29 protein-coding genes are annotated in these 26,195 nt (G+C 68.0%); 13 read left to right on the top strand and 16 right to left on the bottom strand.

Features of this window, described 5'->3' with window-relative positions; genetic code table 11:
- Window positions 1–212: 212 nt before the first annotated feature.
- Both atpD and atpC read left to right on the top strand, forming a co-directional pair.
- On the top strand, window positions 213–1,673 hold the full coding sequence (gene atpD, locus CyaNS01_RS03335) for a F0F1 ATP synthase subunit beta (RefSeq protein WP_186698840.1): 1,461 nt from the start codon (window positions 213–215) through the stop codon (window positions 1,671–1,673).
- A gap of 30 nt (window positions 1,674–1,703) precedes the next feature.
- Complete coding sequence (gene atpC, locus CyaNS01_RS03330) at window positions 1,704–2,114, top strand: ATP synthase F1 subunit epsilon (RefSeq protein ID WP_186698837.1); 411 nt, start codon at window positions 1,704–1,706, stop codon at window positions 2,112–2,114.
- A 179-nt stretch (window positions 2,115–2,293) separates the two neighbouring features.
- On the opposite strand, the gene CyaNS01_RS03325 is transcribed toward atpC, so the two are convergent.
- Window positions 2,294–2,785 carry a 30S ribosomal protein PSRP-3 gene (locus CyaNS01_RS03325; protein WP_186698835.1) on the bottom strand — a complete coding sequence of 164 codons (492 nt, stop codon included), beginning with the start codon at window positions 2,783–2,785 and terminating at the stop codon, window positions 2,294–2,296.
- An 86-nt stretch (window positions 2,786–2,871) separates the two neighbouring features.
- On the opposite strand from CyaNS01_RS03325, the gene CyaNS01_RS03320 reads away from it, so the two are divergent.
- On the top strand, window positions 2,872–3,627 hold the full coding sequence (locus tag CyaNS01_RS03320; protein ID WP_255460124.1) for a TIGR01548 family HAD-type hydrolase: 756 nt from the start codon (window positions 2,872–2,874) through the stop codon (window positions 3,625–3,627).
- Here CyaNS01_RS03320 and CyaNS01_RS03315 read toward each other — a convergent pair.
- Entirely contained in the window at window positions 3,608–4,939 is a 1,332-nt protein-coding gene (locus tag CyaNS01_RS03315; protein ID WP_186698834.1) for an aminopeptidase P N-terminal domain-containing protein, read from the bottom strand. The genes CyaNS01_RS03320 and CyaNS01_RS03315 overlap by 20 nt on opposite strands.
- 115 nt (window positions 4,940–5,054) lie before the next feature.
- Between CyaNS01_RS03315 and CyaNS01_RS03310 the strand changes: the two genes are divergently transcribed.
- The 6 genes from CyaNS01_RS03310 to CyaNS01_RS03285 all read left to right on the top strand — a co-directional run bounded on the left by CyaNS01_RS03310 (window position 5,055) and on the right by CyaNS01_RS03285 (window position 11,350).
- Window positions 5,055–6,071 (top strand): CNNM domain-containing protein, encoded by a 1,017-nt coding sequence (locus CyaNS01_RS03310; protein WP_186698832.1) that lies wholly within the window; start codon window positions 5,055–5,057, stop codon window positions 6,069–6,071.
- Window positions 6,068–7,429: a DUF697 domain-containing protein gene (locus CyaNS01_RS03305; protein WP_186698830.1), complete on the top strand. Its 1,362-nt coding sequence runs from the start codon at window positions 6,068–6,070 to the stop codon at window positions 7,427–7,429. Before CyaNS01_RS03310 ends, CyaNS01_RS03305 begins: the two co-directional genes overlap by 4 nt.
- Entirely contained in the window at window positions 7,426–8,022 is a 597-nt protein-coding gene (locus tag CyaNS01_RS03300) for a nicotinate-nucleotide adenylyltransferase (RefSeq protein ID WP_186698828.1), read from the top strand. The genes CyaNS01_RS03305 and CyaNS01_RS03300 overlap by 4 nt, the downstream gene beginning before the upstream one ends.
- Window positions 8,022–9,713 (top strand): NAD+ synthase, encoded by a 1,692-nt coding sequence (locus tag CyaNS01_RS03295; RefSeq protein WP_186698826.1) that lies wholly within the window; start codon window positions 8,022–8,024, stop codon window positions 9,711–9,713. The genes CyaNS01_RS03300 and CyaNS01_RS03295 overlap by 1 nt, the downstream gene beginning before the upstream one ends.
- 70 nt (window positions 9,714–9,783) lie before the next feature.
- Window positions 9,784–10,896: an alanine dehydrogenase gene (gene ald / locus CyaNS01_RS03290; protein WP_186698824.1), complete on the top strand. Its 1,113-nt coding sequence runs from the start codon at window positions 9,784–9,786 to the stop codon at window positions 10,894–10,896.
- A gap of 19 nt (window positions 10,897–10,915) precedes the next feature.
- Window positions 10,916–11,350 (top strand): 23S rRNA (pseudouridine(1915)-N(3))-methyltransferase RlmH, encoded by a 435-nt coding sequence (locus CyaNS01_RS03285; RefSeq protein WP_186700168.1) that lies wholly within the window; start codon window positions 10,916–10,918, stop codon window positions 11,348–11,350.
- Here the strand turns inward: CyaNS01_RS03285 and CyaNS01_RS03280 are convergent.
- The 13 genes from CyaNS01_RS03280 to CyaNS01_RS03220 form a co-directional block, all read right to left on the bottom strand.
- The gene (locus CyaNS01_RS03280) at window positions 11,335–12,450 is read right to left on the bottom strand and encodes a DUF3326 domain-containing protein (protein WP_370561657.1); all 1,116 of its coding nucleotides are present in this window, start codon (window positions 12,448–12,450) and stop codon (window positions 11,335–11,337) included. The two genes, CyaNS01_RS03285 and CyaNS01_RS03280, sit on opposite strands and share 16 nt — an antisense overlap.
- Entirely contained in the window at window positions 12,447–12,662 is a 216-nt protein-coding gene (locus tag CyaNS01_RS03275) for a hypothetical protein (protein WP_186698821.1), read from the bottom strand. The genes CyaNS01_RS03280 and CyaNS01_RS03275 overlap by 4 nt, the downstream gene beginning before the upstream one ends.
- A complete protein-coding gene (locus CyaNS01_RS03270) occupies window positions 12,659–13,024 on the bottom strand; it encodes a 2Fe-2S iron-sulfur cluster binding domain-containing protein (protein ID WP_186698819.1) in 366 nt (121 codons plus the stop codon). Before CyaNS01_RS03270 ends, CyaNS01_RS03275 begins: the two co-directional genes overlap by 4 nt.
- Window positions 12,984–13,760 carry a TIGR02466 family protein gene (locus CyaNS01_RS03265; protein ID WP_370561759.1) on the bottom strand — a complete coding sequence of 259 codons (777 nt, stop codon included), beginning with the start codon at window positions 13,758–13,760 and terminating at the stop codon, window positions 12,984–12,986. The genes CyaNS01_RS03270 and CyaNS01_RS03265 overlap by 41 nt, the downstream gene beginning before the upstream one ends.
- A gap of 24 nt (window positions 13,761–13,784) precedes the next feature.
- A complete protein-coding gene (locus tag CyaNS01_RS03260) occupies window positions 13,785–14,738 on the bottom strand; it encodes a F0F1 ATP synthase subunit gamma (protein WP_186698815.1) in 954 nt (317 codons plus the stop codon).
- Between the two features lie 18 nt (window positions 14,739–14,756).
- Window positions 14,757–16,274, bottom strand: a complete 1,518-nt coding sequence (gene atpA / locus CyaNS01_RS03255) for a F0F1 ATP synthase subunit alpha (protein WP_186698813.1) — start codon at window positions 16,272–16,274, stop codon at window positions 14,757–14,759.
- Between the two features lie 92 nt (window positions 16,275–16,366).
- A complete protein-coding gene (atpH, locus tag CyaNS01_RS03250; protein WP_186698811.1) occupies window positions 16,367–16,915 on the bottom strand; it encodes an ATP synthase F1 subunit delta in 549 nt (182 codons plus the stop codon).
- Window positions 16,915–17,436, bottom strand: a complete 522-nt coding sequence (locus CyaNS01_RS03245) for a F0F1 ATP synthase subunit B (protein ID WP_186698810.1) — start codon at window positions 17,434–17,436, stop codon at window positions 16,915–16,917. Before CyaNS01_RS03245 ends, atpH begins: the two co-directional genes overlap by 1 nt.
- The gene (locus CyaNS01_RS03240; RefSeq protein ID WP_186698808.1) at window positions 17,433–17,906 is read right to left on the bottom strand and encodes a F0F1 ATP synthase subunit B'; all 474 of its coding nucleotides are present in this window, start codon (window positions 17,904–17,906) and stop codon (window positions 17,433–17,435) included. Before CyaNS01_RS03240 ends, CyaNS01_RS03245 begins: the two co-directional genes overlap by 4 nt.
- 98 nt (window positions 17,907–18,004) lie before the next feature.
- Complete coding sequence (gene atpE, locus CyaNS01_RS03235; RefSeq protein WP_010315318.1) at window positions 18,005–18,253, bottom strand: ATP synthase F0 subunit C; 249 nt, start codon at window positions 18,251–18,253, stop codon at window positions 18,005–18,007.
- 162 nt (window positions 18,254–18,415) lie between these two features.
- Window positions 18,416–19,144 carry a F0F1 ATP synthase subunit A gene (gene atpB, locus CyaNS01_RS03230; RefSeq protein ID WP_186698806.1) on the bottom strand — a complete coding sequence of 243 codons (729 nt, stop codon included), beginning with the start codon at window positions 19,142–19,144 and terminating at the stop codon, window positions 18,416–18,418.
- 25 nt (window positions 19,145–19,169) lie between these two features.
- Entirely contained in the window at window positions 19,170–19,574 is a 405-nt protein-coding gene (locus CyaNS01_RS03225) for a hypothetical protein (protein WP_370561655.1), read from the bottom strand.
- Between the two features lie 80 nt (window positions 19,575–19,654).
- Complete coding sequence (locus CyaNS01_RS03220; RefSeq protein ID WP_225875779.1) at window positions 19,655–20,905, bottom strand: class I SAM-dependent methyltransferase; 1,251 nt, start codon at window positions 20,903–20,905, stop codon at window positions 19,655–19,657.
- Window positions 20,906–21,066: 161 nt separating this feature from the next.
- Between CyaNS01_RS03220 and CyaNS01_RS03215 the strand changes: the two genes are divergently transcribed.
- Window positions 21,067–24,084, top strand: a complete 3,018-nt coding sequence (locus CyaNS01_RS03215) for a phycobilisome rod-core linker polypeptide (RefSeq protein ID WP_186698802.1) — start codon at window positions 21,067–21,069, stop codon at window positions 24,082–24,084.
- 122 nt (window positions 24,085–24,206) lie between these two features.
- Here the strand turns inward: CyaNS01_RS03215 and CyaNS01_RS03210 are convergent, their stop codons facing one another.
- Window positions 24,207–24,413 (bottom strand): hypothetical protein, encoded by a 207-nt coding sequence (locus CyaNS01_RS03210; protein WP_186698800.1) that lies wholly within the window; start codon window positions 24,411–24,413, stop codon window positions 24,207–24,209.
- A 242-nt stretch (window positions 24,414–24,655) separates the two neighbouring features.
- Between CyaNS01_RS03210 and CyaNS01_RS03205 the strand changes: the two genes are divergently transcribed.
- The 3 genes from CyaNS01_RS03205 to CyaNS01_RS03195 are packed head-to-tail and all read left to right on the top strand — an operon-like array spanning window position 24,656 to window position 25,907.
- Window positions 24,656–25,141: an allophycocyanin gene (locus CyaNS01_RS03205; protein ID WP_186698798.1), complete on the top strand. Its 486-nt coding sequence runs from the start codon at window positions 24,656–24,658 to the stop codon at window positions 25,139–25,141.
- Between the two features lie 42 nt (window positions 25,142–25,183).
- Window positions 25,184–25,672, top strand: coding sequence for an allophycocyanin subunit beta (gene apcB / locus CyaNS01_RS03200; RefSeq protein ID WP_186698796.1), 489 nt, complete (start codon window positions 25,184–25,186; stop codon window positions 25,670–25,672).
- A 34-nt stretch (window positions 25,673–25,706) separates the two neighbouring features.
- The gene (locus CyaNS01_RS03195) at window positions 25,707–25,907 is read left to right on the top strand and encodes a phycobilisome linker polypeptide (RefSeq protein ID WP_186698794.1); all 201 of its coding nucleotides are present in this window, start codon (window positions 25,707–25,709) and stop codon (window positions 25,905–25,907) included.
- Window positions 25,908–26,195 lie beyond the last annotated feature (288 nt).

Genomic DNA, 26,195 nt, shown 5'->3' with positions numbered 1-26,195 from the left:
AAGACCCGAGTTGGCACTCTGGCCCTGCGAGTGCCAACCTATGCGGCGCGACCGCCCTCCAGCCACCCCATCCGGTGTGCGGGTCACCGAACCCTGCTCAGCCCGCCAGGCGCCTTTGCTGAGCGGCCCGGTGGTAAGGTTGCCCGGCTCCCAGCGGGCAGGGATCGTTCCAGCACCCCACCCGCCCAGCGCCCTCCACGACTTCCTCCCATATGGCTGCTGCTACTGCCTCCGGCACCAAAGGCATCGTCCGGCAGGTGATCGGCCCCGTGCTTGACGTTGAATTCCCAGCCGGACAGCTGCCCAAGATCTTCAACGCGCTCCGCATCGAAGCCAAGAACTCCGCCGGCCAGGACGTGGCCCTCACCGCCGAAGTGCAGCAACTACTCGGCGACCACAGGGTCCGCGCCGTGGCGATGAGCGGCACTGATGGTCTGGTGCGGGGCATGGAAGCCCTCGACACCGGTGCTCCGATCTCCGTCCCTGTGGGTGAAGCCACCCTGGGCCGGATCTTCAACGTGCTGGGCGAGCCGGTGGACGAGAAGGGTCCTGTGACCACCACCCTCACGGCGCCGATCCACCGCGAGGCTCCCAAGCTCACCGAGCTCGAAACCAAGCCCAAGGTGTTCGAGACCGGCATCAAGGTGATCGACCTTCTGGCTCCCTACCGCCAGGGCGGCAAGGTGGGTTTGTTCGGCGGCGCCGGCGTGGGCAAGACCGTGCTGATCCAGGAGCTGATCAACAACATCGCCAAGGAGCACGGCGGCGTATCGGTGTTCGGCGGCGTGGGTGAGCGCACCCGTGAGGGCAACGACCTCTACGAAGAGTTCAAGGAGTCGGGCGTGATCAACGCCGATGACCTCTCGAAGTCGAAGGTGGCTCTCTGCTACGGCCAGATGAACGAGCCCCCCGGCGCCCGCATGCGCGTGGGCCTCTCGGCACTCACCATGGCCGAGCATTTCCGCGATGTGAACAAGCAGGACGTGCTGCTGTTCGTGGACAACATCTTCCGCTTCGTGCAGGCCGGCTCCGAAGTGTCCGCGCTGCTGGGCCGCATGCCCTCAGCGGTGGGCTATCAGCCCACCCTCGGCACCGATGTGGGCATGCTGCAGGAGCGCATCACCTCCACCCTGGAAGGTTCGATCACCTCAATCCAGGCGGTGTACGTGCCTGCCGACGACCTCACCGACCCCGCCCCCGCCACCACCTTTGCTCACCTGGATGCCACCACGGTGCTGAGCCGTGGCCTGGCTTCCAAGGGCATCTATCCCGCCGTGGATCCCCTGGACTCCACCAGCACCATGCTCCAGCCCGCCGTGGTCGGCGATGAGCACTACCGCACCGCCCGTGCCGTTCAGAGCACCCTGCAGCGCTACAAGGAGCTCCAGGACATCATTGCGATTCTTGGTCTAGACGAACTCTCGGAAGACGACCGTCGCACGGTGGATCGGGCCCGCAAGATCGAGAAGTTCCTCTCCCAGCCCTTCTTTGTGGCCGAAGTGTTCACCGGCATGCCCGGCCAGTACGTGAAGCTGGAAGAAACGATCAAGGGCTTCAACATGATCCTTGCTGGCGAGCTCGATGACCTGCCCGAGGCAGCCTTCTACCTGGTGGGCAACATCGATCAGGTGAAGGCCAAGGCTGAGAAGATCAAGGCGGATGCCAAGGGTTGATCCCGCTCCTTCAACCCTGAGGTTTTCATCATGTCCCTGACTCTCCGAGTTCTGGCGCCCGACCAGAGCGTTTTTGATGGCAGCGCCGAAGAGGTGATTCTGCCCAGCACCACAGGCCAGGTGGGCATCCTGCCCGGCCACGTCACCATGCTGGCGGCCCTGGACACAGGGGTGATGCGCCTGCGGGCGGGAGGCTCCTGGAGCTCGATCGCCCTGCTCGGTGGCTTTGCCGAAGTGGAAGCCGACGAGGTCACGGTGTTGGTGAACGGCGCCCAGTTGGGCGCCAGCATCGACGCCACCGCAGCCGAGGCTGAGTTCGAAGCGGCCCAGGCCGCCGCCGCCGGCTTTGAGGGCACAACTCCGAGCACGGAAAAGCTGAAAGCTCAGCAGGCCCTCGCCAAGGCCCGGGCCTGGCTCCAGGCCACCCGGGGCCAGTCCTGAGCCTCGGCGCTCAGCGAGGCTGAGGCCCCATGGAGTGATGGTTCCATGGGGCCGTCAAGCCACAGGCACCAGTTGGCGTGATCCCCCCGGCCATCAAAAAAGCGTCCCGACCGGGACGCTGATGACCTGACGGAGGCATCTGACGATGGTGACGGAAGCAGAAGAGCCGCCGCACCGCCTCAGGCGGTACCGCAGAAGGTGACATCGGGGAACTTGAGCTTGGCCTCATCAAGGCTCTTGCCCTTGCCCTCCTCCTGCCAGTAATTGATCACCTCGGTGGCCTTGTTGAGGATCTCAACACGCTCATTGTCTGTGATCCAGCTCTTGGCCTCGAGCTCGCTCTTGAGGGTTTCCCAGGCGTCTTCCCGGGGCCAGAAGAAATAGGCGGTGAGGGGGCTCGGCCCGCCGCCCACGATCTGATCGACCGCCAGGGCGACGTTGTCGGGAAGCCAGAGGATCTTCAGCAGGAAGCGGCCCTCATCGGCCTTGGGGGTGTATCCCGAGGGAACACCGTCCTCATCGATGGTGGCTGAGGCCAGGGCGGCGCTGCCACCACGCATCACCGGACGTCCCTGAGAGGCGGTGTCTTCAGTGGCGGTGGCCACCTCGGGCGCATCGCTCACGGCAGCGCCGGCGGCGCTTTCGGTGGCTGGCATGGTGTCGGCGCTCAAGGCAGAAAGTCAAACAACTAACCTATCAGCCGAGCTTCCGCAGCCCCCTGAGTCCTCGCGCTGTCCAGCTCTTCGACATCGACGGTGTGATCCGTGACGTGTCCGGCAGCTACCGCCGCGCCCTGGCCGAAACCGTGCAGCACTACGCCGGCTGGCGGCCGGATGCGACCACGATCGACGCCCTCAAGGGCGAGGGTCGCTGGAACAACGACTGGGATGCCTCCCTGGAGCTGCTGCGCCGCCACGGCCACACCCCCCTGCCCCAGCGGCAGGCCCTGGTGGAGGTGTTCAGCCGTCACTATTTCGGCGGCGACCCCCACGGAGATCCGGGCCTGTGGCAGGGGTTCATCGGCCAGGAGCCCTTGCTGGTGGACGCCTCCCTGTTCACGTGGCTCAGCCATGCCCAGGTGGCCTGGGGCTTCGTGAGCGGTGCCGAACCCCCCTCCGCCCGCTACGTGCTGGAGCAGCGGCTGGGCCTGGAGCAGCCTCCCCTGCTCGCCATGGGCGATGCTCCGGACAAACCCGATCCCACAGGCCTGCTGCGTCTGGCCGCCCAGCTGGCCGAAGCACCCCTGGGCCTGGCCTCCAGCCCACCGGTGCTCTACCTGGGCGACACCGTGGCGGACGTGCTCACCGTGGTGCGGGCCCGGCAGCAGCTGCCCGAGCAGCCCCTTCTCGCCCTCGGGGTGGCACCTCCCCACCTGCGCAGCGATCCAGCCGCACTCCGCCGCTACGAGGCTTCCCTGCTCCAGGCCGGGGCCGACGCCGTGATCCCCAGCACCCAGGCCCTGCCGGAGCGCCTGGAGCGCCTGCTGGCGTCGCTCAGCGCTCCATCGCGCTGAGGCTCTTGAGGGCTGTGGCCGTCAGCACCTCATGGCCCCGGCCGGTGACGGCCACGTCATCCTCGATGCGGATGCCGATGCCCTTCCAGCGCTCCGCGATGGCGGGCTGGCCCTCCGGCACGGCCAGCCGGTCGCTCACGTACAGCCCCGGCTCCACCGTGAGCACCATGCCCGGCTCCAGCTGCACCGGGTGCTCGCCGAGTCGGTAAGCCCCCACGTCATGGACGTCCAGGCCGAGCCAGTGCCCGGTGCGGTGCATGTACAGGTGCCGGAAGGCGCCCTGCTCGATGACGCCGTCGACGCTGCCGCTCAGCAGGCCCAGCTCGATCAGGCCCTCCACCAGCACGCGTACGGCGGTCATGTGGACGGCCTCGGCGGTGTGGCCCGGGGCCACGGCGGCCACTGCCGCCTCCTGGGCCGACAGCACCAGGGCATAGAGCTCGCGCTGTTCGGCGCTGAAGCGTCCGTTCACCGGGAAGGTGCGGGTGATGTCGCCGTTGTAGTAGTCGGCCAGGCTGCAGCCGGCATCGATCAGCAGCAGATCGCCGTCCCGCAGGAGAGCGCTGTTGGCGGTGTAGTGCAGCACGCAGGCGTTGTCGCCGCCCGCCACGATCGAGCCATAGGCGGGTCCCCGGGCCCCCTGCTCCAGGAAATGCTGCTCGATCACCGCCTGCACCTGCCGCTCATTCCGGCCGGGGCGGGCCACCTGCCGGGCCAGTTCATGGGCCTCTGCCGAGATACGGCCGGCCTCCCGCAGGCGCTCGAGTTCATCCTCCCCCTTGCGCAGCCTCAGGGCATGCAGCAGCGGGCAGGGGGCCACCAGGCCGAGGGCAGCGCCCCCCCGCCTCGGCGCCCGGTCCAGCTGCTGGCCCCAGGCCTGCAGCACCAGGGGCTCCACCGCCGGGTGGCGACCCACCCGGAAGGCAATGCCCTCGGCGCCCTCGAGGTAGTCGGCCAGTCGGGTCGGCAGCTCCGAGAGCGGATGGGCCGCCGAGGCCCCGAACTGGTCCACCGCGCCCTCGGTGCCCCAGCGCACGCCGGTCCACACTTCAGCGCTGGGCTGCTTGGGCTGCACGAACAGCACGAAGGGCGAGTCCGGGCGGTGGGGCAGGAACAAAGCCACCGCATCGGGTTCGTCGAAGCCGGTGAGATACCAGAAATCGCTGTTCTGCCGAAAGGGGTACTCGCAGTCGGCGTGGTGGGTCACCAGCGGGGCCGCCGGGATCACCGCCGCGGCACCGCCGAGCTGCTGCAGGAAGCGGGCGCGCCGCTCGGCATGAATCGACACATCGGGAAGAGCCGTTGCGGCCATGCTGACGAACCCTGCGCAGCGACCATGCTGACGGTCCGTGGGCGACAGCGGTGGCGCAGGCGGATTTAATGGAGCGATCCACCCCTTCGATGGCAACGGGCCTGCCCCCACCTGAATGAACGACCTGGTGGCTCTGGCCCTGCTGGTGCTGGTGGTGCTGGTGGGCTCGGCCCTCTGCTCCGGGGTGGAGGCCGCCCTGCTCACCGTGAACCCCCTGCGGGTGCACGAGCTGCAGGCGCGCAGCAGACCGGTGCGGGGCGCCCGACGCCTGGCCCAGCTGCGCCAGCGCCTCGGCCGCACCCTCTCGGTGCTGGTGATCGCCAACAACGGCTTCAACATCTTCGGCAGCCTGATGCTGGGGGGCTATGCCGCCCAGGTGTTCTCCCGGTACGGCGTGGAGGGCGTGGCCCTGCCCCTGTTCTCGGTGGGCCTGACGCTGCTGGTGATGTTGCTGGGGGAAATCCTGCCCAAGGCGCTGGGCAGCCGCATGGCCCTGCCGGTCGCCCTGGCCAGCGCCCCGGCCCTCTACCTGCTGGGCCGGCTGATGCTTCCCCTGGTGCTGCTGCTGGAGCTGGTCCTGCCGGCGATCACGGCGGAGAGCGAGATCAGCACGGATGAGGAGGAGATTCGCCTGCTCGCCAGACTCGGGTCCCAGAAGGGACAGATCGAAGCCGATGAGGCCGCGATGATCGCCAAGGTGTTTCAGCTCAACGACCTCACGGCCAGGGATCTGATGACCCCCAGGGTGGCCGCTCCCACCCTGCGCGGGGCGGCCACCCTCACCGAGGCCCGCGCGGAACTGCTGGCCACCAACGCCCCCTGGTGGGTGGTGCTCGGCGAGGAGGTGGATGAAATTCTCGGCGTGGCGAGCCGGGAACAGCTGCTCACGGCCCTGCTGCAGGGCCATGGCGAGCGCACGCCTGCCGACCTCAGCGAGGCGGTGGAGTACGTGCCGGAGATGATTCGCGCCGACCGCCTGCTCACCGGCTTTCGCCGCAACAGCGGCGGTGTGCGCGTGGTGGTGGATGAATTCGGCGGTTTCGTGGGGGTGATCGGCGCCGAGGCCGTGCTCGCCGTGCTGGCCGGCTGGTGGCGTCGCCCCCAGGGGAGTGCTGAGGCCTCGGCGCCATGAGCCCCACCCTTCCCGCCCAGCGGCAGCGGCCACCGGACTCCCCTGAGCGGGCAAGGCTGCTGCTGGACCAGTGGCGCCGATCGCTCAGCCTCAGTGGCCGCGAAGCGAGCGTGCTGCAGGGCCAGCTGGCCGCCCTCGACCGCCAGCTGCAGCGGCTGCGCCAGCGGCAACCGCGGCTGGCCGTCTACGGCCGGGTGGGCGTGGGGAAGTCGAGCCTGTTGAACGCGTTGCTGGGGCGCCAGGCCTTCGCCACCGACGTGGCCCACGGCTGCACGCGCCACCAGCAGGCGGCACTGTGGCCCCAGCCGCTGGCGGGCCTGACCGCTGCGGAACTGGTGGACACCCCAGGGCTCGACGAGATCGGAGCGCCCGCGCGGGCACGGCTGGCCCGCCGGGTGGCCCTGGGCTGCGATCTGGTGCTGATGGTGCTGGACGCCGATCTCAGCGCCATCGAGCGCCAGGCCCTGGACGTGCTGCTGGCCGCTGGAAAGCCCGTGCTGCTGGTGCTCAACAGGTGCGATTGCTGGCCCGCCGAGCAGCGCCAAGGCCTGCTGGAGAGCATCCGGCGGCGGCTGCCGCCCCAGGCGCGGCAGCTGGAGCTGGTGGCCGTGGCCGCGGCGCCGCGGCGGGCGCGGCTGCTGGCCGATGGGCGGGTGCGCAGCGAGCCCCTGGAGCCCTCCGTGGCCCCGCTGGAGCGGCTGCTGATCGCCCTGCTGGAGAGCCAGGGTGAGCTGCTGCTGGCCATCAACAGCCTCAGGGCCGCCGAGCGGTTCCACCGGGCTCTGCAGGCCGCGCGGCTGGGGCACAGCCGCCGGGCGGCCCAGGGGCTGATCGGCAGGTTCGCGGCCCTGAAGGCGGCGGGGGTGGCGGCCAATCCACTGGTGCTGCTCGATCTGGCCGGTGGCCTGGCCAGCGACACCGCCCTGGTGATGCAGCTCTGCCAGTTGTACGGCCTGCCGATGGAGGGGGCCCGGGCCCGGCAGCTGCTGACGCGGCTCAGTGGCCACAACGCCCTGCTGGGCGGCGCCCAGCTCGGCCTCCAGGCCCTGTTGGGGGGCCTGAAGCAGCTGTTGCTGGCGGCGGCGCCCCTGAGTGGCGGCCTGAGCCTTGCCCCTGCCGCGCCGGTGGCGGTGGCCCAGGCGGCCCTGGCGGTGCACACCACCCGCCGCACCGGCAGGCTGGCGGCGCTGGAACTGGTCCGGGCCGCCAGGGGCGGGGGCCGGCCTGGTTCGCTGCTGCGAAGGCTGGCCGCCAGTGACCCGGAGGTGCGCCTGTGGCTGGGCACCTGGCCGGAGCGCTCCCAGGCCGCCACGCCTGGGGATTCCAGCCCGCCCCCCTGGCAGGGCCTGCTGCCATGAGCCGGCCTGGCCTGAACGCTGGGGGCGACGCCATCGCCCTGTTCGGCACCAGTGCCGACCCCCCCACCCGGGGCCACCAGGCCCTGCTGGAGGGGCTGCTGCAGCACTTCCCACGGGTGGCCACCTGGGCCAGTGACAATCCGATGAAGCAGCATGGTGCCCCCTTGGCCCAGCGGGCCGCGCTGCTGGGGGCCCTGGTGCGGGGCCTCCATGAACCGCGGCTGGAGCAGCATCAGGAGCTGAGCAGTCCCTGGACGATCACCACCCTGGAGCGGGCCGCCGCCACCTGGCCTGGGGCTCAGCTGGTGTTTGTGGTTGGCAGTGACCTGGCCCCCCAGATCCCGCGCTGGAAAGAGGCGGAGAAGCTGCTGCAGCGCTGCCGGCTGGCAATCGTGCCGCGGGTGGGCTGGCCCGTGGCAGAGACCGATCTGCGCCCCCTGCACAGACTCGGCGCCCAGATTGAGGTGCTGCCTTTGGCGATTCCGGCCAGCGCCAGTTCGTCCCTGCGCCTCCAGCCGGATCGCGCCCAGGTGCCCGACAGCGTCTGGCCTGTGCTGCAGCAGCAGAATCTCTATGGCCATCCCCAGCCCTGATGCAGCTCGCCCTCGCCCAGCTCAATCCCCTCGTGGGAGATCTGCGGGGCAATGGCGAGCGCATCCTGCGGGCCTGCCGCGAAGCGGCCAGCGGCGGGGCTGAGCTGGTGCTCACCCCCGAGCTCTCGCTCTGGGGCTATCCGCCGCGGGACCTGCTGCTGCAAGGGTCGCGCCTGGCCAGCCAGGCCCGGGTGCTGGGGCAGCTGGCGGCAGACCTGGCTGCCCACTGCCCGGGGGTGGCTGTGCTGGTGGGCATCGCCGAGCCGAGTGGCAGCTCAGCCCTGCCCAGCCTGTTCAATGCCCTGGCCCTGGTGCAGGCGGGGAGCTGGCGGGTGGTGGCGCGCAAACAGCTGCTGCCCACCTACGACGTGTTCGATGAACAGCGCTACTTCCGCCCGGGGGCGGCGCCGGCCGTGCTGCAACTGAACGGCCAGGCTGGTCGCCTGCGGCTGGGGCTCACCATCTGCGAAGACCTGTGGGTCGAGGAGGAGCTCCAGGGTCACCGTCTGGCGGGACCGGATCCACTGGCGGCCCTGGAGCACCAGGAGCTCGACCTGCTGATCAACCTCTCGGCCTCCCCCTTCAACCCAGGCAAGGCCGCCCTGCGCCATGCCCTGGGGGCCCGGGCGGCCCGGCGGCTGGGCTGTCCGGTGGTGTACGTGAACCAGGTGGGAGGGAACGACGAGCTGGTCTTCGATGGGGCCAGCTTTGTGGTGGACCGGGCGGGGGCCGTGGTGTGTCAGCTGCCGAGCTGCCAGGAGGCCCTGGAGCCCTGGAACCCCCTGCACAGCACTGGCTTGGTCAGGGCTCTGCCTGAACCGATCGAGCAGCTGTTTCGGGCGCTGGTGCTGGGGGTGCGCGACTACGCGGCCAAGTGCGGCTTTGGGCGGGCGCTGCTCGGCCTCAGCGGCGGCATCGACTCCGCCCTGGTGGCGGTCCTGGCGGTGGCGGCCCTGGGGGGGGGCCAGGTGCGGGCCCTGTTGATGCCCTCCCCCTGGAGCTCCGAGGGTTCGCTGGCCGATGCTCTGGCCCTGGCCAGCCGCCTGGGCCTGGACACCGACACGGTGCCGATCGCCGAGCTGATGGGCGGCTTCGATGCAGCTCTGGCACCAGCCCTGGGGCAGGAGCCGGCGGGGCTGACAGCCGAGAATCTTCAGTCGCGCATCCGCGGCACCCTGCTGATGGCGGTGGCCAACCAGGACGGCCCGCTGCTGCTCTCCACGGGCAACAAATCCGAACTCGCCGTGGGCTACTGCACCCTCTACGGCGACATGAACGGGGGCCTGGCCGTGATCGGCGATCTCTACAAGAGCACCGTCTTTGCCCTGTGCGCCTGGCTCGACAGCCCGGAATCGTCCGCCTGCCGCGCGGCCCTGGGCTTGCCGGCCGAGGGGGAGCTGGTCGGGGCGGCCATCCGCCAGAAGCCCCCCAGCGCTGAACTGCGCCCCGACCAGCGCGACAGCGACTCGCTCCCCGACTACGGCCAGCTCGACCCCCTGCTCCAGGCCCTGGTGGAGGAGCACCGCAGCCCCGAGGAGCTGGTGGCCCAGGGCAGCGACCCCGCCCTGGCCGCCCGTGTGCATGGGCTGATGCAGCGGGCGGAGTTCAAGCGCCGCCAGGCGGCACCGGTGCTCAAAGTGAGCGGTCACGCCTTCGGCAGCGGCTGGCGGATGCCGATCGCCGCTGGCTGAGCCAGTCTGGGGACACGCCTACCGCGTCTGCATGGCTGCCCAGGCTTCGTCCCTTCCCCTCACAGCGCCGATGGCGAGCATCGGTGTGCCCACGGAAATCAAGCGCGACGAGCGGCGCGTGGCCCTCACCCCCGATGGGGTGCGGGAGCTGGTGGGCCAGGGCATGGAGGTGCGGGTGCAGCAGGGCGCCGGCCTCGGCGCCGGCATGGAGGATGCCGACTTCAGTGCCGCCGGCGCCCGGCTGGTGAGCTGCGAGGAGGCCTGGGCCGCCCACCTGGTGGTGAAGGTGAAGGAACCCCAGCCCGAGGAATTCGTCTACCTGCGCAGCGACCTGGTGCTGTTCACCTATCTGCACCTCGCCGCCTACCCGGCCGTGGGCCGGGCCCTGCTGGAGGCGGGCACCACCTCCGTGGCCTACGAGACGGTGCAGCTGGAAGACACCAGCCTGCCCCTGCTGGCGCCGATGAGCGAGATCGCCGGTCGGCTGGCGGCCCAGGTGGGCGCCCATCTGCTGGAGAAGCCCCACGGCGGCCGCGGCATCCTGATGGGCGGCTGCACCGGTGTGCGGCCGGCCCGGGTGGTGGTGCTGGGGGCCGGCACCGTGGGCTGGAACGCCGCTCGCATCGCCGCCGCCATGGACGCCGAAGTGTTCCTGCTTGACCGTTCGCCCCAGCGCCTGCGCCAGCTGGAGGCCGACCGCCGCGGCAGGCTGGTGAATCTGGTCAGCAGCCGCAGCCTGGTGGAGCGCCTGGTGCCCGGTGCCGACCTGGTGATCGGGGCTGTGCTCACCCCGGGGGGGCGGGCCCCCACCCTGGTGGACGAGGAGCTGGTGCAGCGGATGAAGCCGGGTTCGGTGATCGTGGATGTGGCCATCGACCAGGGGGGCTGCATCGCCACCAGCCGGGAGACCACCCACACCGAACCCGTGCATGCCGTGCACGGCGTGCAGCACTACGCCGTGGGCAACATGCCCGGGGCGGTGCCCTTCACCTCCACCGAGGCCCTGATGAGTGTCACCCTGCCCTACATCCTGGTGATGGCGGGCCGGGGGCTGGCGGAGGCCGTCACCGACCGGCCGGAGCTGCTCTCCGGGCTGAACACGGTGGATGGTGCGGTCTGCCATCCCGGCGTCGCCAGGGCCCTCGGCGTGTCGCCGCGACACCCGATGGCCTGTCTGCGCTGAGCGGCGAGCCCCCCGCATGCTGAATCCGAGCCGGATCCGGATCCTCGCAGTGGGCAAGCTGCGCAGGAGCTGGGTGCGGGATGGACTGGCGCACTATGCCAAGCGCCTGCCGGGTCTCACGATCGTGGAGCTCAAGGACAGCGATCCCCTGCGCGAGGCCGAGGCGATCCGCGCCCAGCTGCGGCGCGATGAGCAGCTGATCGCCCTCAGCGAGGAGGGCCAGGTCCTGCCGTCGCGCCAGCTCGCCGCTCAGCTGCTGCAGCGCGGCTCCCTCAGGCTGGCCTTCGCGATCGGCGGGGCCGATGGTCTGCACGCCCAGCTCAAGGCCGAGGCCAGCTGGCAGCTGAGCCTCTCAGCCCTCACCTTCCCCCATGAGCTGGCCCGGCTGCTGCTGGTGGAGCAGCTCTACAGGGCCCAGACCATCCTCCAGGGCGGGCCCTACCACCGGGAGTGAGGCCCCAGAGGTTCCCCCCCCCGGGTTGAGGGGCGGCAGGGGAGGGGCCGACTCAGGGCCGTGGGGCAGATCCCCTCCCGCAGGGCCAGCACCAGGCCGGCGGCCTCGCTGTAGCTGCGCGCCGGCAGCACCTCCAGCCCCAGGGCCGCCCCATCCACCTGCAGCACGCAGGGGTTCTCCACCGCGATCAGGGGCACACCGCGTTCGGCGCAGGCCAGCACCGCCGCTCCCCCCAGGGCACCGGCCGGAGCCACCACCGCTCCGATCTGCTCGGGCAGCAGCAGGCCCGGATTGGCCCAGGGCGGGCGGCCGTTGCAGAGCGGCACCAGGTCGGGGGCGCGGCTGAGGCCCACCAGCACACAGGGGAGAAAGGTGTGGCCGAGCTCTTCGGCGGCAGCCCTGGGGTCGAGGGCCGGGTCCAGGGGCAGGGCAGCCAAGGCGGGGGCATGGGCACAGGGCAGCCCCAGCTGATCGGTGAGCAGGTGGCTGATCACCGCCTCGGCACCGGCCAGGGCGTCGACGCCGGAGCCGCCCCGGTAGGCCGCCAGGGCCTCAGCATCGGCATCGTCCGGGAAGCGCGCCACCACGGCGATGGCCGTGGCTCCGGCGGCCCGCAGCCGTTCCGCCCCCAGTAGCAGCAGATCCGGCCGGCCCAGGCTGCCCCAGCTGGCCCCACTGGGGCCCCGCTCCAGGCGAACCTGCAGCGGCCCAGCGGTGCCCAGCACCGGGCCGATCGTGAGCCCCAGGGTGGCCCGACAGGCATCCACCACCTGGAGATGGCGCTGCAGCAGGGGCTGTTCAATGCCGTCGTCGAACAGGACCCCGAGCCGCTGGCTCCGCACCGGTCGCAGGGCCAGGCTGCCGCCAGCGAAGCGATCCAGGGCCGCCCCCTCCACATAGTGGATGCGGGGGTCCCGCCAATAGAGCGCCGCCCCGTTCATCACATTGGGATGGGTGATGAGACAGCCGCTGGCCACTGCCAGCAGTCGGGCGGCAGGCAGGGCATCGCCGGCATAGCCCCCGAGGGCGCAGCCGATGCCCGTGGGCACCACCAACAGGGTGGGCAGCGGTGGCGACAGCACCGCTTCAGGGGCGATCACGGCCGGCCGGACGGGCCGATCACCACAGCTTCAAGGGTGAGGCCATCGCCGCACACTCCAGTGATGGCCCAGCGCAGCGGCCGGCCGTGCAAGGCCAGGGCCGCCAGCACCTGGGGGAGCAGGGCCCCCGGACAGCGCTGCAACCGCAGCTCGACAGATCTGAGCTCAAGCGAGCCGGGGGTGAGGAACTCGGCGCTGGATGGGGCGCTCACTTCTGGTACTGGCCGAACTGGAGGTCGTACAGAGCGTCCTCCATGCAGGCCTTGAGGGTCAGGTCGCTGGTGGGGAAGGACACGCACAGCAGCGCATAGCCCTTCTCCTGCAGCTCCGGCTTCACCCCCATGGCGTCGGGCTGGCGCACCTGGCCCGAGCCGATCAGAGCCGCACAGGTGGTGCAGACCCCGGAACAGCAGGAACTGGGCAGGGGCACTCCGGCCAGCTCGGCCGCCGCCAGCACGGTCTGGTCGGCTCGGCAGGGGAAGGTGTGGCTGGTGCCGTCGATCTCAGCTGTGATCGTGAAAGTCTGGGGCGCGTCAGTCACGGAGGCGTCCGTCGTCGGGCTGGTGCTGTCCATCCTCCCAGCCGATCGGTCCGGAACCGAGATCCTGCCAGTGGCTTGGATGGGGTGCGAGGTATTCCGGTGGGGCGGTTCCGGCGGGAGCGCTGAGCACGAGGTCCAGGCTCAGGGAGCAGCGAAGGCTGTCGGGATCGCGGTTCGGCAGCACCGCATGATCGAGGCTGGCTGGGAACAGCAGCAGCAGGCCGGCGCGGGGAGCCACATCCACCCACGGCCGGGTCCAGGCCGAGGCCCGCAGGGGTCCGTCATGGCCCACGGCCATGCCCGGCACCAACTCATTGCCCGTGGTCGGCGCGAACAGGCGCAGGCTGCCCTGCTCGCCGCCGCCATCGCCGGTGAAGTAATAGACCGCGCTGAGATGGGCATTGGGGTGGTGGTGGCGGCCCACCACCTGGCCGAACTCGCTGAGCACCGGCCAGCAGCGCTGCACCTGCAGGGCCACCCGCTCTGGCGCGAAACCAAGTTGCTCCAGAAACTCTGCGGCATGGCCACACAGCTGTCGCACCAGGGGAGCAAAGGTGGCGTGGCGATGCAACTGCCACACCCCCTGCAGATCGCCGGTCCAGGCGCATCCGGGGTCAGGATTGCTGCAGGCCTCACCGCGCAGGGCCCGGAGATCCTGCAGCTGGATGGCCAGCTCAAGCGGATCAGGCCGTCGCTGCACCTCGGCGAGGGCCACCGGGAACAGCGGCCTGAGATGGAGCTCTGAACCTGGACAATCCAAGGGGAGGATTCAGCAGCTGAGGCCTGGCGGGCCTCAGGCCATGGCGGCAGAACCGCCCACAACCTCCAGGATCTCCTGGGTGATGGCAGCCTGGCGGGCCTTGTTGTAGTCCAGCGTCAGCGTTTTGGCGAGAGCCTTGGCGTTGTCGCTGGCATTGTTCATGGCCGTCATCCGACTGGCCAGTTCCGAGGCGGCCGCCTCCTGCAGGGAACGCAGCAACTGGTTCTGCATGTAGAGCGGCAGCAGGGCGTTCAGCAGCTGCTCCGGACTCTGGTCAAAGATGATGTCTGAAGGCAGAGCAGGGGCCACGTTGCTGGAGTTGCCGGCTTCCACCACCAGGCGACCTTCGCGGGTGGTGAGCCGGAAGATCTCATCCTCGGGGGTGGCGATGCCCTGGGGGTCCAGGGGCAGGAGTGTCTGGATGACAGGCCTGGAGCTCACCAGGTTGATGAACTTGGTGAAGATGATCTCCACGCGATCGGTGGAGGCGGAGAGGAATTCCGCCAGGATCTCATTGGAGATGGCCCTGGCCTCCTCCGCACTGGGCACCTGCTCAAGGCCTGTGAATGTGGCGCGGATGGTGTAGATGCTGGCGCGATTCTGGAAGTAGGTGATGGCCTTGCGGCCGATCAGCACCAGGTCCACCTTGAAGCCCTGGCCCACAAGCTCAGCGTGGCGCTGCTCTGTGCGCTTGATGATGTTGGCGTTGTAGCCGCCACAGAGACCACGATCACCCGTGACAGCGAGCAGGGTGATCTGATCGACCGGGCGGGACTCCAGCAGAGGAGCGTCCACATCTTCAAAGCCCATGCGCGACTGAAGGTTTTCCAGCACGCGAGCCAGGCGATCGGCAAAGGGGCGACTGCGCAGCACCTGATCCTGGGCGCGACGCACCTTGGCCGCAGCCACAAGGCGCATCGCCTCAGTGATCTTGCGGGTGTTCTTGACGGAGCTGATCCGGTCCCGGATTTCTTTGAGGTTGGCCATCGGTTCGTTCTCTCCTGCTCAGATCGAGGCGAGCATGGTGGACTTCACTTCAGCGATGGCCTCCTTGAGCATGGTTTCAGCTTCCTCGCTGAGCACCTTCTCGGTCTGCACTTTCGAGATGTAGTCAGGCTTGTTGGATTTCAGATACTCCCGCAGCTCACGGCAGAACTGGGCCACCGCATCGGCGGGAACCTCATCGATCAGGCCCTTGACGCCCGCATAGACAACGGCCACCTGCTCGGCAAGAATCAGGGGACTGAACTGGGGTTGCTTCAGGATTTCGCGAAGACGCTTGCCGCGTCCCAGCTGGGCCTGGGTTGCGGCATCGAGATCCGAGGCGAACTGCGAGAAGGCCGCCAGTTCATCGAACTGGGCCAGCTCCAGCTTCAGGGTGCCGGCGATCTTCTTGATCGCCTTGGTCTGGGCGGCACCACCCACCCTGCTCACCGAGATGCCCACATTGATGGCAGGCCGCAGGCCGGAGTTGAACAGGTCGGAGCTGAGGAACACCTGACCATCGGTGATCGAGATCACGTTGGTGGGGATGTAGGCCGACACGTCACCAGCCTGGGTTTCGATGATCGGCAGGGCCGTCATCGACCCCTTGCCCATGGCATCGGAGAGCTTGGCGGCACGCTCAAGCAGGCGGCTGTGGCAGTAGAAGACGTCGCCGGGATAGGCCTCCCGCCCGGGCGGACGACGCAGCAGCAAGGACATCTGGCGGTAGGCCTGGGCCTGCTTGGTGAGGTCGTCATAGATGACCAGGGTGGCCTTGCCCTTGTACATGAACGATTCAGCCAGGGCTGCGCCGGTGTAGGGGGCGAGGTACTGCAGGGCCGCCGATTCGGAGGCACTGGCCGCCACCACAATGGTGTAGTCGAGAGCGCCCTTTTCACGCAACACCTCCACCACGTTGGCCACCGAGGCGGCCTTCTGGCCCACCGCCACGTAGACGCAGACCACGTCTTCGCCACGCTGATTGATGATCGTGTCGATGGCGATGGCCGTCTTGCCGGTCTGCCGGTCACCAATGATCAGCTCCCGCTGTCCCCGGCCGATCGGGATCATGGCGTCGATGGCGGTGATACCCGTCTGCATCGGCTCGTGCACCGACTTGCGCTGAATGATGCCGGGCGCCATCGATTCGATCAGGCGCGTGTCGGTGGTGGCGATGTCGCCCTTGCCATCGATCGGCTGACCCAGGGAGTTCACCACCCGGCCGAGCATGGCATCGCCCACAGGCACGGAGGCGATCTTGCCGGTGGCCTTGACAGTGCTGCCCTCCTGGATGCCCCGGCCCTCACCCATCAGCACCACGCCGACGTTGTCGTCTTCGAGGTTGAGGGCGATCCCCTCGGTGCCGTCCTCGAATTCGACCAGTTCACCGGCCATGGCCTGCTGCAGGCCGTAGACACGGGCGATGCCGTCGCCGATCTGCAGCACGGTGCCGACGTTGCTGACGGCCACCGACTTGTCGTAGTCCTCAATCTGCTGCTTGAGGATGGCGCTGATCTCGTCAGGACGGATGGAAACCATGGGAGAAATCCCCGCAGGGGGAATGGAGGGAACTGGGGGGGGGGAGTGAAGGGAGCGGGAGGGGAGACTCCCGAAGCGCAGGTTCGGGGTTGTTAGCCGACCTTGGCCAGGGCCAGACCGAGGCGACGGACCTGGCCGGAGAGGCTGGCGTCTACCACCTGGGAGCCCACGCTGACGATGAAACCGCCGATCAGGGCGGGGTCGATCTGCAGATCAACCTCCACGGCCTCGGTGCCAGCCAGGCCTTGCACCTTGGCGGTGAGCTGCTGCTGCTGCTCCTCGCTCAGGGGCGTGGCTGAGGTGACGGTGGCCATGGCGATGTTGCGGAGCTCGCGGTAGAGCTCGAGAAAGCGCATCAGCACCGAATCAAGAGCAGCGATCCGCTGGCGATCAGCGAGAACCTTGAGCAGATTCTGGAGCGACGCGGCTGTCTGGTCCTGAAACAGGGCGTCAAGGGCAGCTTTCTTGGCCTCAGGCTCCAGCACCGGAGAGCCCATGGCCTCCCGCAGCTGGGGAGAGGACTTCCAGATGCCGAGCAGGTCACGGACCTGTTCGGCCACATCGTCAGTTTCCTGGCGAGCCTCGGTGACCTGAAGCAGGGCCTCGGCGTAGGGGCTGGCAAGACTGTTGAGCAGAGGCATCAGACGTTCCCCAGATTCTGGATGGACTGATCGATCAGACGGGCCTGGGCTGCAGCATCGAGCTTCCCAGAAAGGCTGGCGAGCACCTTGTCGATCGCCTGCCTGGCGGCTTCCCGGCGCAGGCCCTCGGTGACCCTTGCGGCCTCCGCATCGAGATCGGCCATGGCGCCCTGCTTGAGGCGGGCCATCTCATCGACGGTGCGGGCCTCGCTCTCAGCTCGGATGGCGGCGGCCCGGGCCTTGCCATCCACCCGGATCTGCTCGGCCTTCTGCTGGGCTGAGGCCAGGGCCGCCTGAGCCTCGGACAGACTGGCATTGGCCTGACTCAGGCGCTGCTCGGCATCGTCGAGATCGCTGAGGATGGCGGCCCTGCGGCGCTCCAGGATTCCGCCCAGAAAACTGGGAAGGAACTTCCAGAGGGCGGCGATCACGATCACCAGGTTGATGATGTTGGTCTCGAACAGATCGAGGTTCAGACCAAAGCTGCCGTGGCTGGCGAAAAGAGGGAACATGGGGATCATGGCGCTGGGGCCAGCAGACGGGAGACGATCAGATCGGCCAGGCCATCGGCCTCTCCGCTGAGGCGGACGAGGGCCTGATCCCGTTGGACATCGATCTGACGCCGGGCCTCTTCCCGCTGAGCGTTGGCCTCTGCGGACGCTGCAGCAAGCACAGAACGGTAGAGCTGATCCATTTCCTGCTCGGCTTCCACGATCAGCTTCTGGGCCTGCTGGCGGGCCTCCTTGAGCTGCTCGCGCAGGTCGCCCTCCAGCCGCTCCACCTGGGCCAGCTTCTGCTTGGCGTCGGCGCGACTGGTGCTGATGAAGCCCTCGCGCTCCTCAACGGCCCGGCCGACGGGACGGAAGAACAGCGAGTTGAGGATGAAGGTGAGGAGAACCACCTGCACAGCCATCAGCGGCAAGGTGGCGTCGAGGTCGAAGAGACCTCCCTCGGGTGCGCCTGCTTCGGCGAGCAGAAGCCAGCTGGTCATGGGAATCGATGCGCTGGAAGGATCGGGATGGAAAGGGGGGCCGAGCTGCCAGATGGCAGGGGCGTGATGCCCCCACCAACCGTCCACTCAGAAGCCGATCAACCAGCGAAGGGGTTGGCGAACAGCAACACCAGGGCGACCACGAGGCCGTAGATGGTGAGTGCCTCCATGAAGGCCAGCGAGAGCAGCAGGGTGCCGCGGATCTTGCCCTCGGCTTCGGGCTGGCGGGCGATGCCTTCAACGGCGCCGCCGGCAGCGGTGCCCTGACCGATGCCAGGGCCGATGGCGCCCAGGCCGACGGCCAGACCAGCGGCCACAACGGAAGCTGCGGAAGTGATGGAATCCATGGGGGAAGAAAAGATGGATGCGCTGGAACAGCGCTGAGTGGACGGAGGGATGAAAGTCTCCTGCGCCTGGGACGTTGCCTGGAGTTGGCAACGGGCCCGGTGGCTACCGGACCTGCGCGCAGTGAGTTTGCCAGACCGGCGGACCGGGCCAGCGGTGGAGCCTCAGTGGTGCTCCTCGTGGACCGCCTCACCGATGTAGTAAGCGGCAAGGGTGGCGAAAATCAGAGCCTGGATCGCGCTGGTGAACAGGCCCAGGAACATGGCCGGAAGTGGCACCAGCAGGGGCACAAGGAAAGCCAGCACGGCCACCACCAATTCATCGGCCAGGATATTGCCGAAAAGTCGGAAAGAGAGCGAAAGTGGCTTGGTGAAATCCTCAACGATCTTGAACGGGAGCATGATCGGCGTGGGCTCCACGTAATACTCGAAGTAACGCAGTCCTTTCCGACTCAGGCCAGCGTAGAAGTAAGCAAGCGATACCAACAGTGCCAGGGCAATGGTGGTGTTGATGTCGGCTGTCGGGGCGCCAAGCTCCCCACTGGGCAGGTGGATCAGCTTCCAGGGGACAAGCGCTCCACCCCAGTTGCTCACGAAGATGAACAGGAACAGCGTGCCGATGAAGGGCATCCAGTCTCGATAGGCCCGTTCACCGATCTGCTCCCGCGAGAGGTCGCGGATGTAATCCCACAGAAATTCGAGCAGGTTCTGGGTGCCGCGCGGGTCTCGCTCGAGCTTGCGGGTTCCGGCGATCACCAGAGCCAACAGGGCACCGATCACGACCCAGGAGCTCAGGAACACCTGGCCATGGATCTTGAAGTTGCCCAGCTGCCAGTAGAGGTGTTGACCCACCTCAAGCTCGGCGAAAGGAAGACTGGAGGGCAGCGCAAGCATCGGGAAGATCAGGGGAACGGGAAAGTCAGGCGTCGAGCACGGCCTGCAGGATCACTGCGGGCTTGTAGAGCAGGAACCCCAGGAAAGCAGGCAGCAGATCAAGCTGGGGCAGGCGGCAGGCTGCCAGCACGAGGAGAATGGGCACGAGCAGCTGGGCCTTGCCCATGCCGCGTCGCTCACCACCCAGCCGGCTGACGCTGCGCCCGAGCAGGCGCAGATAGAGCAGGGCCGCGGTAGCCCCCACCAGCACAGCGAACGCTGTGCTCCAGCTCAACAGCAGAGCGGTGACCAGAACGGCCATACCGCTGAGAACCAGGGTGAACTGCTGCAGCTTCCGTTGGAGCCGGTAGTACTCGGCCATGCCGTTGTCAGGCTCGGCAGCAGGGTCCACGTCCGCTGCCGGCTGGACGGCGTCGACCGGTCCTGTCACCTGATCAGCCAAGGGCTGCCCAGGCAGGCAAGGTGGAGAAACCGTCAACCGAGCCAACCCTAGAAGGCGCGCGGAATCTATCACGCAGCCCCAGAAGCCAGTGGCAGCAAGACCCGGGCGGCCAATAGCTCCCGGGCGGCGCACAGCCTGCGCTGGCTCGATGCGTCGATTGTGTCGTCAGTCGCGCTGGCTGTCGAGCTCTCAGCAGGCAGAGCGCCGATCGCCGTGCCCGGGGGGGCGGCCTCCAGGGCCTGCATCAGGGCCAGAGCCTCGCTGCTGAGGCTCAGGGGCATCAGATCCGGATCGAGCAGCTCCTTGGAGGGCCAGCCCCAGAGGCAGCGGTTGCGGATGCCGCCGGCCGCAAGCAGTGCACCATCGTGATCCCAGCCTCGCCGCTGCAGGGGCCCCCGGGAGAGAAAGAACTCGAAGTGGCTGATCTCAGGGTCCAGATCCTCCACCAGAGCCCAGCGCTCCCGGTCCGGCAGGGCCTGGGCCCTCTCCAGCAGCTCGCCGCCCAGCAACCGGGCCGGGTCCCAGACGCCCGGATTGGAAAAGCCGGCAAACGAGAGCTCCGCGCTCTGCACGAAGGCCATCAATCGCTCCAGGTTGTAGCTGGTCTCCTGGGGATGGAGGTACATGTCGGCGAAGTTGGCCTCGGCCGCGGTGTCGAGGGCCCAGCGCTGCTCGTGGTGCCGCCGCAGCCGGTTGGTCTCGGGCAGATCGGCGAAGAGCTGGCGCCCCAGCCGCATCCCCTCGCTGCCGCTACCCACCCCCAGACGGCCGAGGCTGCGCTGGATGCGGTGGACTTCCCACCGTCCCCCATCGGCATAGAGGAACAGGTGCAGGAGGCCGCCGGGCCTGAGCAGGCCCGCCAGGGCCTTCAGCCCGGCCTCCGGCTGACGCAGGTGATGGAGCACACCCACCGAGTTGATGTAGTCGAAGGGTCCCTCGCCGGCCAGGTCGAGCAGGCTGCGCTGCTCGATGCGCAGCTCCCCGACCTGCTGGGCAGCGCCGGAGCGGCGGGTGCGCTCCCGGGCCACGTCCAGGGCACCGGCACTGATGTCCACAGCCAGCACCGACGAGCCCGGGTTGAGATGGCAGAGGTAGTCGGTGCTCACCCCGGTGCCGCAGCCGGCGTCCAGGATCCGCCAGGCCCGCCTGCCTGAGGCGCCGGGGGGCGGCAGGGCACCGGTGGCCGCCACCCAGGCGCTGTCGACGCACCAGCGCCAGTTGTACCCAGGTGGAGGGCCGTCCTGGAGCGGGTCGGCGGGGTAGGGGAAGCGGTCGTAGAAGGCGCTCACCACAGGGGTGGCGGCATCAGTGGCGGACACGGCAGCAGGGCGATCTGGGGGCGAGCATTTCACGGCGGCCCCAGCCGAAGGGCCCACCGGGGGGACTGCGGGAGCTGCCGGGGCTGCAAACATTTGTTCAACAGCTCCCGTTGCTCCTGGCAACGAGCCGTAGGTTGGCGCGGCCCGGTTCGCTCTCGTCAATGACCGTGACCGCCAGCAGCGGCAGCACCAGGGTTGCTCCCCAGCGCTACGACACCCTGCCGCTGTCCAGCGTCCGTCAGGCGGAGCAGGAAGACCGCTTCCCGGATGGGGGTGAGCTGAACAACCTGGTCACGTTCTTTCAGAGCGGCCAGAGGCGGGTGGAGGCAGCCCGTCGCATTTCGGACAATGCCGACTTCATCGTGGCCAAGGCGGCCAACAGGATCTTCTCGGGTGGAACGCCGCTCTCCTACCTGGATGCGCCCCTCAGTCCTGCGGCCCGCTCGGGCAGCCAGACCGCCGTGCTGGCCGCTGATCAGGCCGCCTTTCGCCGTTCGGTCGAAACCTACGCAGGGGCCAGCGGCAGCACCGGCCGCGGCAACCTGATCAGCCGCCTGCTGGAGGGAGCCGGTGGCGACGCCGACGTGCGCGTGGTGCTGCCGACCGGCTTCTCGCCGATTGCGGTGGGCCTGTACGGCACCGCCAGGATGCGGAAATCGATCCGCGACCTGGCCTGGTTCCTGCGCTACGTGGGCTACGCCCTGGTGGCCGGCGACCCCAGCATCCTGGCCGTCAACACCCGCGGCCTCCGCGATGTGCTGGAGAAGGCCTGCTCCCTGACGGCCACCAACGTGGCCCTGCAGGAAATGCGGGCGGCCTCTGCCGGCCTGTTCAAGGCCGAGCCTGGCACCCGCCAGCTGGTGATCCAGTATTTCAATGTGCTTATCGCCGAGCTGGCGATTCCGACGCCCTCGGCTCGCCAACGGCTGGGCAGCTCCGTGACCCAGGGGCTGCAGCTCCCCGCCACCTACGCCCTCGGCGCCCAGGGCAAGGCCCTGCGCTTCGTGATGAAGCCGGCCATGACCGGTGCCCAGAAGGCCGAGGTGATCCGGGCGGCCTACCGCCAGGTCTTCGAGCGCGACATCGTCAAGGGCTACGGCCAGGAGGTGTGCTCCGTGGAGGCCACCCAGACGCGCCAGGGCCAGCTCTCGATGCGCGAGTTCATCCGCGCTCTCGGCCGCAGCCGCGACTACCAGAAGCAGTTTTACGGCCGCTTTTCCAACAGCCGGGCCGTGGAGCTGGCCTTCCGCCACTTCCTTGGCAGGGGCCTCAGCTCAAGAGAAGAGTTCACTGCCTACTTCGACATCGTCAGCGCCCAGGGCCTGCCCGGTCTGGTCGACTGCCTGGTGAACTCGATGGAGTACGCCCGGGTCTTCGGTGAAGAGACCGTTCCCTACCTGCGTGACCTCGGCGAGGAAGCCCAGGAAAGCGCCGGCTGGGGTTCGAACCGCAAGCTGTTCCGCTTCAGCGCACCCTTTGAGGGAGCCCCCCAATACGTCACCCTCTACGCCTCCTACAGCCAGCCCTATCCCGATCAGCACCCCTACGGCGGCAGCAACGATCCGCTGGGCCTCACCTACGGCGCCATCTTCCCCTCCAGCACCGCCAAGGTGGCCACCCGTCCAGCCCCGTTCGGCTATGACAGCCGACGCATCCTGATCGGCAACGGCCTGAACCAGCCCGGCCAGATGGACAGCCGCCAGTTCCGCAAGGCCGTTCCCCGGCGGGTCGGCCCCAAGGTGGTGCGCCTGCAGCAGATCGCCACCGGTGGCAACTCCGTGCCCCGCCGCGGCGGCCAGCCCAGTATCCGCGGCACCGAAGCCAGCACCCAGGCCGTGATCAATGCGGTGTATGTGCAGGTGCTCGGCAACAGCGGCTATGCCGGCGAGCGCAACAAGGTGGAAGAGATCAAGCTGGAGAACGGCGACATCAGCCTGAGGGAGTTCGTGCGCCAGGTGGCCCGCTCCAACGCCTTCCGCCGGCGCTACTGGAGCGGCCTCTACATCACCAAGGCCATTGAAGTGATGCATCGGCGCCTGTTGGGCCGCCCCAGCTTCGGCCGCTGGGAAATCGATGCCTACTTCGACACGGCAGCTCGCCAGGGCTTCTATGGCGTCATCGACGCCATGCTCAACAGCCGGGAGTACAACGACTGCTTCGGCGAGGACACGGTTCCCTTTGAGCGCTTCGTCACCCCGGCCGATCGCACCGCCCGCAAGGTGCCTGGTCTGAACCGGCCCTTCAACGCGGCCGCCTACCCGGACCTCACGCCCACCAAGCGCCCCGAGGTGGCTCCGCCCCTGGCCGTGCGCACCGTGGGCGACATCACCCCGCGCAACCTGCCGCAGCGCAGCGAGGTCATCCGCGGTGTCTGGACCGCCAAGCTTGTCGGTGGCGAGGTCAACCGGCCAGCCGGCCCCCAGACCTCCAGCGCCAGTGTCCGCCAGCAGCCTGCGCCGCAACGCACCTGGCGTGCCCCTGGAGTCAATGCCTTCTGGAGCACCCCCGGTGGCCAGGGCTTTGAGAGCCCCTCTGCGGCCCAGGCCCCGGTCGCCGGTGGCTGGAGCAAGGCCGTTGCTGACAACCTGGCGGCAGCGCCCGCCCTGCAACCTGGAGCGGCCATGCAACGGGCCCTGCGTCCCGGCCAGCCCCAGGGCTTCCGCCGGCGCCAGAGCCTCGGGCGTCCGGTGCGCGTGGGCCGCACCGCCAGCGAGGCCCAGGTGCAGGAAGCCGTCACCACCACCTACCGCCAACTGCTCAACCGCATTCCCCTGGGGGTCGAGCGCCTCAAGGATGCCGAGTCCCAGTTCCGCAACGTTCAGCTGACAGCTGCCGAATTCGTGGCCCAGGTGGCCACCGGTGAGTTGTTCCAGCAGCGGCTCAACCGCATGGCACCGCTGCGGGCGGCTTCAGCGGCCTACCTGGCGCTGCTGGGACGGGCGGCCCAGCCCCAGGAAGTGAGCCGTTATCTGGCCACGAGGGGCGCCGCCGGTCAGGTTGCTGCCGTGCAGGAGCTGCTGAACAGCCAGGAATACGCCGAGGCCTTTGGCCAGGACACGGTTCCCTACGTGCGCGGTCTGGACACAGCTGATGGCATTCCCCTCAGCACCGTGAACCGCACGGCGGCTCTCTATGGTGGCAACGGAGGGCTGAACCCAGCCCCGGGCGGAGCCATTTAGCGGAGGCCTCAGACCCTTCCTGAGCTGGGGCCAAGGCTCTGGAGGAGCCCGGACCCATGAGCACGCCTGGGCCAGATGCCCCAGGCTCCGGGCCACATCACCGCCACTGAGGCAGCCATTGATCAATCGGCTGAACGGTAGCCATCAGATTGCCGCAGCAAGCCTTGCGTCCCACATCCGTCGATCCTTGCTGGATGAGGGGCTGAGGCGATAACACCCATGAGCGCAACATCCTCTGCTGGTGAGAACTTCAAAGAGAGGTGATTGATCGCAGCAAAACTATGCTTGCACACCAATCCTTTGCTGGAGCCGATGGAGGCAACAGCCACCCCTGCAGACGACCCCAGCCAGGAGCGTCGCAGGGTTTATTCACTATTGGAAACATCCACCAAACCCCTTGCGCCCCAGTGCTTTTCCTTCAACGTCAAGCCATGAAGAACTGTTACCGGAGCAGGAGCCATGGCGGGGCCTTGGCGCAGAATGATTCGGCGATCGGCGCGAGTCGATCACTCCCTTACCCACCGGATACCGGTCTCCGTCAAGGCGGCCGCTTGTTTCGAGGCAGAACTGCATGAGCATCGTCTCCAACTCGATCATCAACGCGGACGCCGAAGCCCGCTATCTCAGCCCTGGCGAACTCGACCAGATCAAATCCTTCGTGACCGCAGGCCAGCGCCGTGTGCGCGTGGCCCAGGTCCTGAGCGAGAGCCGCGAACGCATCGTCAAAACGGCCGGGGGTGCGCTGTTCCAGCGGCGTCCCGACGTCATCTCCCCTGGCGGCAACGCCTACGGCGAGGAGATGACCGCGTCTTGCCTGCGGGACATGGACTATTACCTGCGCCTGGTCACCTACGGCGTTGTGGCCGGTGATGTGACACCCATTGAGGAAATCGGGATCATCGGTGCCAAGGAGATGTACCGCTCCCTGGGCACGCCTCTCGATGCCATGGCCGAGGCTGTGCGCGAGATGAAGAACGTGGCCACCGGCATGCTCACGGGTGGTGACGCCGAAGAAGCTGGTTTCTACTTCGATTACGTCATCGGCGCCCTCTCCTGAGGCTGCTCTTTCCCTTTTCCTCCTACGCCTTCAGCAGGATTCATGCAAGACGCCATCACCAACGTCATCAATCAGGCCGACGTTCAAGGCCTGTATCTCGACGGCTCCGCCATGGGTCGTCTGGAGCAGTACTTCGCCAGCGGTGAGCTGCGCGTCCGTGCCGCCGCCACGATCAGCGCCAATGCTTCCGGCATCATCAAAGAGGCTGTAGCCAAGTCGCTGCTGTATTCGGACATCACCCGTCCCGGCGGCAACATGTACACCTGCCGTCGTTATGCGGCCTGCATTCGCGACCTCGACTACTATCTACGCTACGCCACCTACGCCATGCTGGCGGGTGACACGTCCATCCTGGATGAGCGGGTTCTCAACGGCCTCAAGGAAACCTACAACTCCCTGGGTGTTCCCATCGGCGCCACCGTGCAGTCGATCCAAGCCATGAAGGAAGTCACCGCTTCCTTGGTGGGCCCCGATGCCGGCCGTGAAATGGCCGTCTACTTCGACTACATCTGCTCGGGTCTGGGCAACTGATCCAGAGTTTCCGTCTATCCCTGCGGATCACTCCATGCGCCTGTTCAAAATCACTGCCTGCATCCCTTGCCCAGAGAAGTCGCGCACCCAGCGCGAACTCCAAAACACCTACTTCACCAAGTGGGTGCCCTACGAGAGCTGGTTTGCTGAACAGCAGCGAATCATGAAGCAGGGCGGCAAGATTCTCAAAGTTGAACTGGCTACCGGCGGCCGTCAAGTGAACGTCGGCAACTGAGTGAATCCTGGTTCATTCTGTCTTCTCGATTCACCCAGCACCTCACCAGCCCGGCCATGTGCCGGGCTTTTTCATGCTCACCAACGCGCAGCGATCCATGACAGGACAGCTGCATGGGCGGCCTCAAGACTCGACAAGCAGGGGTGAGACACGTCTCAATAGGAGTCCTTCCTGGTCCTGCCAGGCACCGTTGCCCACTCCGTGACCTCCACTGCTGCGACCACAGCCGCACGGCCACGACGGCCGGGCCGCCGACCCCACACCGTTCAACCTGGGCGGCCCCTTCGG

It is taken from the genome of Cyanobium sp. NS01 (assembly GCF_014280235.1).
Classification (GTDB): Bacteria; Cyanobacteriota; Cyanobacteriia; order PCC-6307; family Cyanobiaceae; genus NIES-981.
Note: the sequence above shows the minus strand (reverse complement) of the source record. Positions and strands in the feature narration are given on the sequence as shown.

Bases quoted from the DNA above. Each gene is read 5' to 3' on its own strand.
- atpD (WP_186698840.1), top strand. From the start codon at position 213: ATGGCTGCTGCTACTGCCTCCGGCACCAAAGGCATCGTCCGGCAGGTG.
- atpC (WP_186698837.1), top strand. From the start codon at position 1,704: ATGTCCCTGACTCTCCGAGTTCTGGCGCCCGACCAGAGCGTTTTTGAT.
- CyaNS01_RS03315 (WP_186698834.1), bottom strand. From the start codon at position 4,939: ATGGCCGCAACGGCTCTTCCCGATGTGTCGATTCATGCCGAGCGGCGC.
- CyaNS01_RS03310 (WP_186698832.1), top strand. From the start codon at position 5,055: ATGAACGACCTGGTGGCTCTGGCCCTGCTGGTGCTGGTGGTGCTGGTG.
- CyaNS01_RS03305 (WP_186698830.1), top strand. From the start codon at position 6,068: ATGAGCCCCACCCTTCCCGCCCAGCGGCAGCGGCCACCGGACTCCCCT.
- CyaNS01_RS03300 (WP_186698828.1), top strand. From the start codon at position 7,426: ATGAGCCGGCCTGGCCTGAACGCTGGGGGCGACGCCATCGCCCTGTTC.
- CyaNS01_RS03295 (WP_186698826.1), top strand. From the start codon at position 8,022: ATGCAGCTCGCCCTCGCCCAGCTCAATCCCCTCGTGGGAGATCTGCGG.
- ald (WP_186698824.1), top strand. From the start codon at position 9,784: ATGGCGAGCATCGGTGTGCCCACGGAAATCAAGCGCGACGAGCGGCGC.
- CyaNS01_RS03270 (WP_186698819.1), bottom strand. From the start codon at position 13,024: ATGGACAGCACCAGCCCGACGACGGACGCCTCCGTGACTGACGCGCCC.
- CyaNS01_RS03260 (WP_186698815.1), bottom strand. From the start codon at position 14,738: ATGGCCAACCTCAAAGAAATCCGGGACCGGATCAGCTCCGTCAAGAAC.
- atpA (WP_186698813.1), bottom strand. From the start codon at position 16,274: ATGGTTTCCATCCGTCCTGACGAGATCAGCGCCATCCTCAAGCAGCAG.
- atpH (WP_186698811.1), bottom strand. From the start codon at position 16,915: ATGCCTCTGCTCAACAGTCTTGCCAGCCCCTACGCCGAGGCCCTGCTT.
- CyaNS01_RS03245 (WP_186698810.1), bottom strand. From the start codon at position 17,436: ATGATCCCCATGTTCCCTCTTTTCGCCAGCCACGGCAGCTTTGGTCTG.
- CyaNS01_RS03240 (WP_186698808.1), bottom strand. From the start codon at position 17,906: ATGACCAGCTGGCTTCTGCTCGCCGAAGCAGGCGCACCCGAGGGAGGT.
- atpE (WP_010315318.1), bottom strand. From the start codon at position 18,253: ATGGATTCCATCACTTCCGCAGCTTCCGTTGTGGCCGCTGGTCTGGCC.
- atpB (WP_186698806.1), bottom strand. From the start codon at position 19,144: ATGCTTGCGCTGCCCTCCAGTCTTCCTTTCGCCGAGCTTGAGGTGGGT.
- CyaNS01_RS03215 (WP_186698802.1), top strand. From the start codon at position 21,067: ATGACCGTGACCGCCAGCAGCGGCAGCACCAGGGTTGCTCCCCAGCGC.
- CyaNS01_RS03205 (WP_186698798.1), top strand. From the start codon at position 24,656: ATGAGCATCGTCTCCAACTCGATCATCAACGCGGACGCCGAAGCCCGC.
- apcB (WP_186698796.1), top strand. From the start codon at position 25,184: ATGCAAGACGCCATCACCAACGTCATCAATCAGGCCGACGTTCAAGGC.
- CyaNS01_RS03195 (WP_186698794.1), top strand. From the start codon at position 25,707: ATGCGCCTGTTCAAAATCACTGCCTGCATCCCTTGCCCAGAGAAGTCG.